This window comes from Pseudomonas sp. LS-2 (genome assembly GCF_003605735.1).
Classification (GTDB): Bacteria; Pseudomonadota; Gammaproteobacteria; order Pseudomonadales; family Pseudomonadaceae; genus Aquipseudomonas.
In genome coordinates this window covers 125901-138095 of record NZ_QXTJ01000038.1, presented here as the reverse complement: position 1 = coordinate 138095, position 12195 = coordinate 125901, and the positions used below count along the sequence as shown (strand labels likewise).

The 12195-nt window shown below is 58.7% G+C and carries 11 protein-coding genes and 1 pseudogene; 4 read left to right on the top strand and 8 right to left on the bottom strand.

The window, feature by feature from the left end:
- Positions 1 to 28: 28 nt before the first annotated feature.
- The 6 genes and pseudogenes from D3M70_RS21180 to glpK form a co-directional block, all read right to left on the bottom strand.
- Positions 29 to 943, bottom strand: coding sequence for a glutamate/aspartate ABC transporter substrate-binding protein (locus D3M70_RS21180; protein WP_120127604.1), 915 nt, complete (start codon positions 941 to 943; stop codon positions 29 to 31).
- Positions 944 to 1112: 169 nt separating this feature from the next.
- The gene (locus D3M70_RS21175; RefSeq protein ID WP_120127603.1) at positions 1113 to 1307 is read right to left on the bottom strand and encodes a hypothetical protein; all 195 of its coding nucleotides are present in this window, start codon (positions 1305 to 1307) and stop codon (positions 1113 to 1115) included.
- Positions 1308 to 1335: 28 nt separating this feature from the next.
- The gene (gene glpD, locus D3M70_RS21170) at positions 1336 to 2874 is read right to left on the bottom strand and encodes a glycerol-3-phosphate dehydrogenase (RefSeq protein WP_120127602.1); all 1539 of its coding nucleotides are present in this window, start codon (positions 2872 to 2874) and stop codon (positions 1336 to 1338) included.
- A 311-nt stretch (positions 2875 to 3185) separates the two neighbouring features.
- Positions 3186 to 3531 (bottom strand): annotated as a pseudogene (locus D3M70_RS33515) (DeoR family transcriptional regulator); the annotation flags it as partial.
- 1 nt (position 3532) lies between these two features.
- Positions 3533 to 3841: DeoR/GlpR family DNA-binding transcription regulator (locus D3M70_RS33510; RefSeq protein WP_256659945.1), on the bottom strand; the 309-nt coding region annotated here is incomplete at its 3' end.
- A 134-nt stretch (positions 3842 to 3975) separates the two neighbouring features.
- Positions 3976 to 5481 carry a glycerol kinase GlpK gene (gene glpK, locus D3M70_RS21160; protein ID WP_120127601.1) on the bottom strand — a complete coding sequence of 502 codons (1506 nt, stop codon included), beginning with the start codon at positions 5479 to 5481 and terminating at the stop codon, positions 3976 to 3978.
- 278 nt (positions 5482 to 5759) lie between these two features.
- Between glpK and ybaK the strand changes: the two genes are divergently transcribed.
- Both ybaK and D3M70_RS21150 read left to right on the top strand, forming a co-directional pair.
- On the top strand, positions 5760 to 6230 hold the full coding sequence (gene ybaK / locus D3M70_RS21155; RefSeq protein WP_120127600.1) for a Cys-tRNA(Pro) deacylase: 471 nt from the start codon (positions 5760 to 5762) through the stop codon (positions 6228 to 6230).
- 98 nt (positions 6231 to 6328) lie between these two features.
- Positions 6329 to 7117, top strand: a complete 789-nt coding sequence (locus D3M70_RS21150) for a PhzF family phenazine biosynthesis protein (RefSeq protein WP_120127633.1) — start codon at positions 6329 to 6331, stop codon at positions 7115 to 7117.
- A gap of 10 nt (positions 7118 to 7127) precedes the next feature.
- Here the strand turns inward: D3M70_RS21150 and D3M70_RS21145 are convergent, their stop codons facing one another.
- Positions 7128 to 8207 (bottom strand): ABC transporter ATP-binding protein, encoded by a 1080-nt coding sequence (locus D3M70_RS21145; RefSeq protein WP_165869861.1) that lies wholly within the window; start codon positions 8205 to 8207, stop codon positions 7128 to 7130.
- The gene (argF, locus tag D3M70_RS21140; protein ID WP_120127598.1) at positions 8204 to 9124 is read right to left on the bottom strand and encodes an ornithine carbamoyltransferase; all 921 of its coding nucleotides are present in this window, start codon (positions 9122 to 9124) and stop codon (positions 8204 to 8206) included. The genes D3M70_RS21145 and argF overlap by 4 nt, the downstream gene beginning before the upstream one ends.
- A 450-nt stretch (positions 9125 to 9574) precedes the next feature.
- On the opposite strand from argF, the gene D3M70_RS21135 reads away from it, so the two are divergent.
- On the top strand, positions 9575 to 9877 hold the full coding sequence (locus D3M70_RS21135) for a hypothetical protein (protein WP_120127597.1): 303 nt from the start codon (positions 9575 to 9577) through the stop codon (positions 9875 to 9877).
- Positions 9878 to 10035: 158 nt separating this feature from the next.
- Entirely contained in the window at positions 10036 to 12144 is a 2109-nt protein-coding gene (locus D3M70_RS21130; RefSeq protein ID WP_120127596.1) for a molybdopterin oxidoreductase family protein, read from the top strand.
- Positions 12145 to 12195: the final 51 nt, after the last annotated feature.

Below are 12195 nucleotides of genomic sequence, written 5' to 3'. Positions count from 1 at the left end.
CACGCTTTTAAGGTGTGGAGCGAAGGACTCAGGCCTTCTTGTCCGGCGCCGGCTTGTCGTTCGGATTGGCGATCAGGGCCTTGAGCTCTTCGCTCATCGGGAACATGAGGTTCAGGCCTTTTGGTGGAATCGGCTGGGTGAACCACTTGTCGTAGATCTTGTTGATCTCGCCCGACTTGTAGAGGCCGACAATCGCGTCGTCGACGGCTTTCTTGAACGCAGGGTCATCCTTGCGAACCATGCAGCCATAAATTTCGTTGGATTGTGCGGTGCCGGTCACGTGCCAGTCAGTCGGCTTCTTGGCCTTGGCCATTTCACCTGCCAGCAGGGCGTCGTCCATCATGAAGGCAACGGCGCGACCCGATTCCAGCATCTGGAAGGACTCGCCATGGTCTTTGGCGGAGATGACGTTCATGCCCATCTGCTTGTCAGCGTTCATGGACTTGAGAATGCGCTCCGACGTGGTGCCGGCGGTGGTCACTACGTTCTTGCCTTTGAGATCGTCGAAGTCGTTGTACGGCGAGCCGGTCTTGGTCAGCAGGCGGGTACCGATTTCGAAGATGCCGACGGAGAAGTCGACCTGCTGCGCACGCTCGGCGTTGTTGGTGGTCGAGCCACATTCAACGTCGACGGTACCGTTCTGCACGAGAGGAATACGGGTTTGCGAGGTGACCAGGTTGTACTTGACGTTCAGGTCAGGCTTGTTCAGGTCTTTCTTGATCGCTTCGACGATTGCCAGCTGGATATCGTGGGAATAACCGACGGGTTTGCCGGAAGCGTCAGCGATGTAGGAGAAGGGAATGGACGAGTCGCGGTGACCGAGAGTAATGGTGCCCGAATCGTTGATTTTCTTCAGTGTGCCGGTCAGTTCGGCGGCGAAAACCGGGGTGCTGATCAAAGCGGCAGCAATGGCTGCGCCCAGGATGTGGGGAACGATGCGCATCTGTTAATCCTCGACATTGTTTTTTTTATGGGTCCGGTGTTGGACGGCCCTATCGTTTTCAGAACGCTACAACGGCGGCCCAAACAGGCGGCACGCTACATCGAAGCAGTCGTGATTGAGTGTAGAGCATGAGTCATGCCAAGGAGGTGGAAGAGGCTAACACTTTGATTTAAAGGGTATTTATTTTTGGTTTGACGCTGGCAGGCATTTCCGTGTCCGGGATGCCGAATGGGGCGGGAAGGTTGTGTTCGGAAATCCGAATGGTGAAGTGGGGCTGACGCATCCATTGCAGGAGCGGGCTTGCCAGCGATTGCGGCGGCGCGATCAACACATCTGTGCCATCAGACCGATTTTTCGCGGGCAAGCGCGCTCCTGCAATGGTTTGTGTTGATTCACGCCGCTTCGATAGCACCTTTATTGCGAGACACCTTGTCCAGGTACACCTGAACGTTCTGCTGCTCCTCGGCCGTCGTGAACAGGCCGAGCTTGGTCCGACGCCACAGGATGTCGTCCGCCTGAGTTGCCCATTCTTCGCTGCACAGGTAATCCACTTCGCGGCTGTAAAGCCCGCCACCCAAGTGCTCGCCCATATCCGCAAGGCTTTGCACGCCTTCTACGATGCGCCAACTGCGCGAGCCATAGGTGATGGCCCAACGCTTGGCGGTCGCTGCCGGCAACCAGCTGCAACGTTGCTGAAGTTCGGCGGCCAGGGCCGCTGGCGTGGTCATGTTCTCGCCGCCTGGCAGACTGGCCTTGGCGGTCCAGCTCGGTCGCATCTGGGTGAAGAACGGCGCCAGTTGCTGCATGGCCGACTCGGCCAGCTTGCGGTAAGTGGTCAGCTTGCCGCCGAACACCGACAGGATCGGCGCCTCATCTGCTCCGCCCGACAACGACAGTGTGTAGTCCCGAGTGATTGCCGAGGGGTTGTCCGATTCGTCGTTGCACAGCGGGCGCACGCCAGAGTAAGTGCGGAGGATGTCATCGCGGCTGAGCTGCTTCTTGAAGTGCTCGTTGACGATTTTCAGCAAGTAATCGGTTTCGCTCTCAGTGATCGCGACCTTGGCCGGATCGCCGGTGTATTCGCGATCGGTGGTGCCAATAATGGTGAAGTGTTCCAGATACGGAATCGCGAAGACGATGCGCTGATCTTCATTCTGCAAAATGAAGGCGTTTTCACCCTCGTACAGCCTTGGCACGATCAGGTGGCTGCCCTGAATCAAACGGATGCCGTATTGCGATTCCAGCTTCAAGTCTTCACGAATGAACTTGGCGACCCACGGGCCCGCTGCGTTGACCAGCGCTTTGGCGCGGATGGAAAACAGGCTGCCGTCCGCCCGCTCCATGTTCAGGTGCCACAGGCCACCGCTGCGTCGGGCGCTCAGGCATCGTGTCTGGGTGTGAATGTGCGCGCCTTTTTCTCGAGCGGCCATTGCGTTAAGGACCACCAGGCGGGCGTCATCCACCCAGCAATCCGAATATTCGAAACCGCGAGTGATCGAACTGTTCAGCGGGCTGCTAGCGCCAAAACGCAGGTTTTTTGACGCGGGCAGTTTTTCGCGTTTGCCCAAGTGGTCGTACAGAAACAGGCCGGCGCGAATCATCCAGGCCGGACGCAGATGGGGGCGGTGGGGCAGCACGAAGCGCATGGGTTTGACGATGTGTGGGGCCTTTTCCAGCAACACTTCACGCTCGGCAAGGGCCTCGCGCACCAGTCGGAATTCGTAATGTTCGAGGTAGCGCAGGCCGCCATGGATCAGCTTGCTGCTGGCCGAAGAAGTATGGCTGGCCAGATCGTCCTTTTCGCAAAGGAACACCGACAAACCACGCCCCGAGGCATCCGCCGCGATCCCGACGCCGTTGATACCGCCGCCGATGACTGCGATGTCGTAAACCTCGGAAAGGGGTGGGGTGGGCATGCTGGAACGGGCCATCGGGGCCTCCTGTCAGATTCGATCAAGCGCGGATCAAGCGCAATCGCTCAAGGGCGAATTCGAACATTTATGTTCATTTCCGAAAATAGTAACGCAATAATACGCACTCGACCACTCAGCATTGATTGAAAATACTGATCAGAGGGAAAGGAAAGGAACAAAATCGAACATTGCGAGGCTGTGTCCAACGATGGTTGGACCTGGGTTGACTATGTAGGAGCGCGCTTGCCCGCGATTGCGGTGTTTCAGATGAGAAGAAGTCGATGACTACAACCCATCGCAAGCGCGCTCCTACAAAAGCGATATGCGGGTCAGACGACTTCCAGCCGAATCTTGTTTTGCGTCAGCAGTTGCGCGAGCGCGGGCACCGGCGCCTGATCGGTCACCAGGCAGTCGATCAGAGTGATCGGGCCCAGACGCACCATGGCGTTGCGGCCGAACTTGCTGGAGTCCGCCGCAAGAATCACCTGCCGGGCATTGGCAATGATCGCCTGGGAGACGCGCACTTCCTGGTAGTCGAAATCCAGAAGACTGCCGTCTCCGTCGATCCCGCTGATACCCACCAAGGCAAAGTCCACTTTGAACTGAGTGATGAAATCCACGCTCGCCTGACCGACCACGCCGCCATCGCGACGCACGTTTCCACCCGCCAGCAGGNGGTGGTCGTACCGATATTGATGAACAGCGACGCGTGATCCGGGATCTGCGCAGCAATGGCCTCCGCAATGCGCTGTTTCTCGTCGCGCATCTGGTCGGCACGCATCGCGTACGCGGTGTTTTCGATACTGGAGTCGTAGGCGGCGCCGCCATGGTAGCGACGCAACAGGTTCATTTCCGCCAGCTGGTTGATGTCGCGCCGTATGGTTTGCGGGGTCACGACGAACAAATGGGCCATTTCCTCGATGCTGACATAGCCGCGCTCACGGACCAGCTCGAGGATCTGCTGTTGACGGGGTGGCAGATTCATTTTTTTTCCTTCGGGCAAGGGCGCCCATGATGCCGCAGGCGGCCATTACCTGTCAGCCGGAAAAACACCCACCTGTGTTCACTCCGGTCATCTGTAGCAGCGCGGCAAGCCGGACGGCTACAGAGAGCGAGGTGTCATTCAGCGTCTTCGTGCGGCTCCCAATCCCGAGTTCGGTCGACCGCCTTGCGCCAGCCTGCGTAGAGCTTTTCTTTCTCGGCTTCGTCGCATTGCGGTTCGAATTTGCGTTCGATCACCGCTTTGTCTTTCAGCTCGTCCAGACCGCTCCAGAAGCCAATGGCCAGGCCGGCCAGATACGCTGCACCCAACGCTGTCGTCTCGCGCATTTTCGGGCGCTCGACCGGAGTGCCGAGAATGTCGGCCTGGAATTGCATGAGGAAGTTGTTGGCGACCGCACCACCGTCCACGCGCAAGGCCTTGAGCGGTTCGGCGGCATCCTGCTGCATGGCGTCCAGCACGTCGCGGGTCTGGTAGGCGATGGATTCCAGTGCCGCACGAATGATGTGATCGACCTTCACGCCACGGGTCAGGCCGAACAGCGCACCGCGCGCATACGGGTCCCAGTATGGCGCGCCGAGGCCGGTGAACGCTGGCACCAGATAGACGCCGTTGCTGTTCTTCACCTTCGTGGCGAAATATTCGGTGTCCATGGAATCGTTGACGATCTTCAGCTCGTCGCGCAACCACTGCACGGTCGACCCGCCGTTGAACACCGCACCTTCCAGCGCATAGGCCACTTCGCCCCGTGGGCCGCAGCCGATGGTGGTGAGCAGGCCGTGGTTGGATTTGACGGCTTTCTTGCCGGTGTTCATCAGCAGGAAACAACCCGTGCCGTAGGTGTTCTTCGCCTGACCGGGTTCCACGCACATTTGCCCGAACAGCGCAGATTGCTGGTCACCGGCAATCCCGGCGATAGCGATGCCGCTCTTGCTGTGGCCATAGACTTCGGAGGAGGATTTAACCTCAGGGAGCATCTCCCGCGGCACATCGAGCACGTCCAGTATCCGTTGATCCCACTCCAGGGTATGGATGTTGAACATCATGGTGCGCGAGGCGTTGGTGTAATCGGTGACGTGAACCTTGCCGCCGGTGAATTTCCAGATCAGCCAGCTATCGACCGTGCCGAACAGCAACTCGCCTCGGCGAGCCCGTTCGCGGCTGCCTTCGACGTGATCGAGAATCCACTTCAGCTTGCTGCCGGAAAAATACGGGTCGATGACCAGACCGGTGGTTTCCCTGATGTAGTCCTCGAGACCGTCGCGTTTGAGCTGCTGACAAATCTCGGTACTACGGCGGCATTGCCAGACCACGGCGTTGTAGATCGGCCGACCGCTGTCTTTCTCCCACACCACCGTGGTTTCGCGCTGGTTGGTGATGCCAATGGCTGCAATCTGGTTGTGGTGCAGGTTCGCCTGGGCCAGCACTTTGGTCATGCAGGCGGTCTGGGTGGCGAAGATTTCCATGGGGTCGTGTTCAACCCAGCCGGGTTGCGGGTAGTGCTGAACGAACTCGCTCTGGGCGGAGCTGACCACATTCGCATCGCGGTCGAAGATGATTGCGCGTGAACTGGTAGTGCCTTGATCGAGGGCGATGATGTAATTCTTGTTGTCGTTATCGGTCATGTCAGTGGCCTGGTGATAAAGCGGGTGTCCGGAAAATGTCATCAGTTTACGTGCGAAGCATTCCGGTTGCTCAGGTGGTGGTTCCGTGTCTAGGGAATATTCGTATTCGAAAAAATATAGACGTAAACGAACCTTGTCAAAGGTCGAAAGCGAACGGGCAGGCGATGGAGGGTATACGGCCTCAGTTGATCGGGCCTCTCTAGTAGAGGCGTTTCGATGGCAGATAGCCTAGAGTGACGGCAGCAAACATGAAACAGCCCGGTCGCCTGGAGTGCTGCATGACCCCCGCATTGGATTTACTGAAAAAGTTTCGCGCCGAGCACCGTATTCACAGTTATGAACATGATCCGAAGGCGGCGTCCTATGGCCTGGAAGCCGCGGAAAAGCTGAACCTGGAACCGGCCCGGGTTTTCAAGACGTTGCTGGCCAGCACCGAAAAAGGCGAATTGCTGGTGGCCGTGGTCCCGGTGGCAGGCTCGCTGGACCTCAAGGCGCTGGCCCATGCCGCAGGTGCCAAGAAGGCGGAAATGGCTGACCCCGCTGCTGCTCAGCGAGCCACAGGTTACTTGCTAGGCGGCATCAGCCCGCTGGGCCAGAAGAAAAGACTGCGAACTTTCATCGATGAGTCCGCTCAACCGTTCGCCACGGTATTTGTCAGCGCTGGACGACGTGGGCTTGAAGTCGAACTCTCAGCGGCGGTATTGGCACAACACACCAGTGCGACGTTCGCACAGATTGCTCGTGAGTGATCTGGATGCTCGCTCAGATGCCTGAGCGCTCGACATACAAAAATTTGCAGCGACCAGGGCAGGGCGCTGCCGAACAAAAACGATTGGGGATGCCTTCCATGCAGCTTGAATTTCATCAAGTCGATGCTTTCAGTGACCGACCGTTCGCAGGTAACCCTGCGATGGTCTATCGCCTTGATGCGTGGCTTTCGGATGAGCTGATGCAGCACATTGCAACAGAGCACAATCTGTCAGAAACCGCTTTCCTGGTGCGTGAAACCCAGGGTTGGCACATTCGCTGGTTCACCCCGACCAACGAAGTACCGCTGTGCGGGCATGCGACGCTTGCCAGCGCTCACGTGCTTTTCGACGTTTACGGCGAGGCGTCCCATACCATCGACTTTGTCGGCAAGTCCGGTGCCCTCAGCGTGACGCGAGAAAACGGGCGGCTGTTGCTGGATTTCCCAGCGATGCCGCCCAGCGAGGTGGGTGTGACGGTTGATGTCGAGCGGGCGTTGGGTGTAGATATCGTTGATGTGCTCGGGGCCGCAGAGCTGTTGGTGGTACTGGAATCCGAGCAGGCCGTGCGTGACTGCAAGCCCGACTTCGCCGCGATCGCCCGATTGCCATGGCCCGGCGTGATCATCACTGCCAAAGGTGATGGTGAGCGCCACGACTTCGTTTCCCGTTACTTCGCACCCGCAATCGGTATTGCGGAAGACCCGGTAACCGGCTCGACCCATTGCAGTCTGATCCCGTACTGGTCGGCGCGGCTGAACAAGTTCAGCCTTACGGCCTATCAGTGCTCAGCGCGAGGCGGCGAGCTGTTCTGTCGTCTGGAAGGGGATCGGGTGAAGATTGGCGGTCATGCGACGCTGGTGGCGAGTGGGACGCTGAAGCTTGGGTGAGCTATGGCGATCACACCGCCACATCCTGATGCACCGGCACGCTCCCTACTGCCGGGAACAACACCAGATGCTCGGCCGACACGGCAATCCCGACGTCCTCCCCCGCACGTAAATCGGCATGGCTTGCAAACAGCGCTTCCAGCTGAGTGCCCGTGGGCAATTGCAGACGGTAAAGGGTGGCGGCGCCTTGAAAGGTCTTGCTGGTCACCCTGGCCTTCAACGCGCTTTCAGGTGCATAAACGATGTCGTCAGGTCGCAGCAGCACATCCATCGGCGCACCGCTGACGTCTGGATAAGCGCGGTTGCCCCGTAGTACGCCGAGTTCGGTCTGTACTGACTCGGAGTCGAGCATCTGGCCACGAATGAAATAACCCTGCCCGACAAAACTGGCGACGTAAGGTGTCGCCGGTTCGTGATAGAGGTTGTAGGGCGTATCCCATTGTTCCAGGCGGCCTTCCCTGAAGACACCCACGTGATCGCTGACCGCGAAGGCTTCCTCCTGGTCGTGGGTGACCAGAATCGCACTGGTGCCACGGGCCTTCAGGATATCGCGCACTTCATGGCTCAAGCGTCGACGCAGCTCGCCGTCGAGATTGGAGAACGGCTCGTCAAGCAAGAGCAGCTGTGGCTCGGGCGCCAATGCTCGCGCCAGCGCCACGCGTTGCTGTTGACCGCCTGAGAGTTCGTGAGGATGACGCGTGCCCAGCGATCCGAGATTGACCAGCTCCAGCATCTCGTTGACCAACTGCGTCTGGCGCGGATGATTGCGGATACCGAATGCAATGTTCTCGGCGACGGTCAGGTGCGGGAACAGCGCGTAGTCCTGAAACACCATGCCGATGCGGCGTTTCTCCGGTGCCAGGGTGAATCCGGCTTTTGAGATGACTTCGCCCGCCAGCACGATTTCGCCTGCATGCACCGGTTCGAAACCGGCAATGGCGCGCAAGGTCGTGGTCTTGCCGCAGCCGGAGGAACCGAGCAAGCAACCGATGTCGCCTGCATTGAGGTGCAGATCCAGGTTCTGCACCACACGCTGGTCTTGATATCCGCAGGCGAGGTTGCGCAGTTTCAGCAGCATTGGAGCACTCACGCAGGTTGATAGGCGGGAGCCACGAGGAACTCCAGCAAGGCCTTTTGCGCATGCAAGCGGTTCTCTGCCTGATCCCATGCCACCGAACGGGCGTCGTCGAGCAGGTCTTCGCTGATTTCTTCGCCGCGATGCGCTGGCAGGCAGTGCATGAACAGCACGTCTTCGGCAGCCAGCTCGAGTAACTCGCGGGTCACCTGGAATGGCTTGAACAGCGCGATGCGCTTGGCGGCTTCTTCTTCCTGGCCCATTGAAGTCCAGACGTCGGTACTGATCAGGTGCGCGCCCCTGACCGCTTCACGCGGGTCGCGGGTCAACGTAACGCGATCACCCGCCAAGGCCAGGAACTGCGGGTTCGGCTCATACCCCTCGGGACAGGCGACACGCAGTTTGAAGTCGAACTGGATGGCTGCTTCTATATAGCTGTTGCACATGTTGTTGCCGTCGCCGATCCAGGCCACGGTCTTGCCCTTGATCGAGCCACGATGCTCGAGAAAGGTCTGCATGTCCGCGAGCAACTGGCAAGGGTGCAGGTCGTCGGACAGGCCATTGATCACCGGCACCCGCGAGTTGGCGGCGAATTCGATCAGATTGCTGTGAGCGAACGTACGGATCATCACCGCATCGACCATGCGCGACATCACGCGTGCGCCGTCGGCAATCGGCTCGCCACGGCCCAGTTGCGTGTCCCGAGGCGACAGAAAGATGGCCTGACCACCCAGTTGAATCATGCCCGCTTCAAAGGAAACGCGGGTTCGAGTCGAAGATTTCTCGAAGATCATGGCCAGCACCCGGCCTCTCAGCGGCTCGAACAGCACGCCTCGATTTCGCAGGTCCTTCAGCTCAATGCCGCGACGAATCATGCCGACGAGCTCATCTGGCGTGTAATCCATCATCGAGAGAAAGTGCCTTGCGCTCATCATTAACTACCTTGTCTGCAACAGACCGCAGATCCTCAAAGCCGGGTTTTATCGGGAAAACGGGCGAGACCTGCGGCAAAAGCCGCACGGGGCGACGAATAGGGAAGGCGCGAGGGTATAAGAAAATGTCGCCTCGTGCCAAGGCCCGACTTGATGGAAAGTGACAGTCAGACGTCCGGTTGCCTGAAAGTGGCGCTTGCAGGACGCTTTTCATGTAACGAAGTGCTACAGTTCAGTACACGCGCAGGCAATTAGCCATCCTGGTGTGCTTCAATCGGCAGAGGTTGTACACCGTCCTGTTACCCGTACGCAATTACTGCCGATTCTGTAACAGTTTCAAATGGCTGCAAAACCTTATGCGACATGCTTCACGCCGCGGAAACCCGGACGTTTCCTAAACCACTGGCGTGGGTTATAAAGGCCGCTTATGTCCTCCAAAAGGGGTGGGGAATGGAATCAAAAGAGAAACAACTGACGGAACTGCTCGGGCTCACGGCTCGCACCCTCACGCACCTCACGGCCTCGATGACCTCGATGTCGTTCGAGCTGATGCGCAGTGAAGATGAAGTGACCCGCTCGGCAGGTCGTCGCATGATCGACCGCATGGCAACCATCAGCGCAGGGCTGGACGATCACTGGCGTTTGATCGGTGAACTGACGGGTGTACAGGTCTCCCAGGAGCAGGTCGAGACCGTCCACGAAATCCAGATGCAGCGCAAGGTCGTGACACCTATTGGCGGTTCCGCCTCCTGAGTATCGTGTGACCCCTTCTTTATCGCTCGGGTGAGCTATCCGCTCGCCTGATGCTGTCCGATTCACAGCGCTGACGTTTCTGGCGAAGTGCCGCGCCAGGCTCCATAGTTTTGTTTCCGCGATCACATTGATCGCCATACAAAAACATGAGACTGGCCATGACCAAGACTCTCCATCACCGTGCCTGTCACCTCTGTGAGGCCATCTGCGGCCTGACCATCGAGACGACCCTTGAAGTCGACTCGACGGTGCGCATCAGTTCGATCAAGGGGGATGCGCAGGATACGTTCAGCCGAGGGCATATCTGCCCCAAGGCCATCGCCTTGCAAGACATCCAGAACGATCCTGATCGCCTGCGTCAGCCCATGCAGCGAGTTGGCCATGAATGGCATCCCATCGAGTGGCAGGCTGCGTTCGATCTGGTGGCAGAGCGTCTTTACGACATTCAGCAGCGTCACGGTAATAACGCAGTTGCCGTGTATCAGGGCAATCCCTCCGTTCACAACTATGGGCTGATGACCCACAGCAATTATTTTCTCGGACTGCTGAAAACCCGGAATCGGTTCTCGGCGACGTCAGTCGACCAGCTGCCCCATCACCTGACCAGCTACCTGATGTACGGCCACGGATTGCTGTTGCCGATTGCGGACATCGATCACACGGACTTCATGCTGATACTTGGGGGCAATCCATTGGCTTCCAACGGCAGCATCATGACGGTGCCCGACGTGGAGAAGCGGCTGAAGGCGATTCAGGCGCGCGGCGGAAAGGTTGTCGTCGTCGACCCTAGACGAAGTGAAACCGCAGCCATCGCCGATCAGCATCTATTCATTCGTCCAGGCGGTGATGCGGCCCTGTTGTTCGGAATGCTGCATACCTTGTTTGCCGAGAACCTGACTCGCGGCAGTCATTTACCGGTGGACGGTCTGGAGGAAGTGCGCGCCGCCATCGCGCACATGGATGCCGATGCCATGAGCCTGCGATGTGGCGTGTCGGGCGAACAGATCCGGCAATTGGCGCGAGACTTCGCCAGCGCCGGGAGTGCGGTGTGCTACGGGCGAATGGGCATTTCCACCCAAGCGTTCGGTACGCTGTGTCACTGGCTGGTGCAATTGATCAACCTGGTGACCGGCAATCTGGATCGTGTCGGCGGCGCGCTGTGCACTGAACCCGCGCTCGATCTCGTGGCGTCCACTTCGGGTGGGGGATTCAATCGCTGGCAGAGCCGCGTATCCGGCTTGCCCGAGTATGGCGGCGAGCTTCCGGTCTCGGCGCTGGCCGAAGAAATGCTCACTGAGGGCGAGGGCCAGGTGAGGGCCTTGATCACGGTGGCGGGCAACCCGGTGTTGTCGACCCCCAATGGTCGTCGACTGGATCAGGCCCTCGATGGGCTGGAGTTCATGCTCAGCATCGATTTATACATCAACGAAACCACCCGCCATGCCGATCTGATCCTGCCGTCGACCTCGGCACTGGAGAACGATCACTACGACACCACATTCAACATGTTCGCGGTGCGCAACGTCACCCGCTTCAATCGTGCGATTCTCGCCAAGCCCGAAGGTGCGCTGCACGATTGGGAGATCTTCGTCGGGCTTGCCAGAGCCTTTGCGTCAAAAGCCGAGCGCGAACTGAAATCGACCATCGCGCCCGCGCAGATGGTCGATCGCGGGTTGCGAGCCGGACTTTATGGCGATGCCTCTGATTTCAGGTTGTCGCTGGAAACCCTCTATGACCATCCTCATGGCCTGGATTTGGGCGCGCTCAAACCCAATCTTGCATCACGTCTCAAAACCACCAACCAACGGGTTCAGGCGGCACCGGAAGTGATTCTTGCCGATCTGGTGCGCTTCGCGATGCTACCCCCGCCGCAAGGTGGAGAGTTGCTGATGATTGGCCGGCGTCATGTCCGTAGCAACAACTCCTGGATGCACAATTACCATCGACTGGTGAAAGGTAAGCCCAGGCATCAGCTGTTGATGAATCCTCAGGACCTGGCGACGCGAGGTTTGAGCGACGGCCAGCGCGTACGTGTCAGTTCCCGTGTCGGGACAATAGAAGTCGAAGTGTTGGGGAGTCTGGACATGATGCCCGGCGTCGTGAGCTTGCCTCATGGGTGGGGACATGGTCGGCCGGGGGTGCATATGGATATCGCACGGGAGCAAGCGGGGGAAAGTGCCAACGACCTGACCGACGAACGGCAACTGGACGCCGTGTCGGGCAACGCAGCGCTTAATGGGGTGCCGGTGACTGTCGCCGCGGCATGACGCTCATCATATTTATCAGATCGATTAAAGCCAAGACCGAGCGTTACGCTA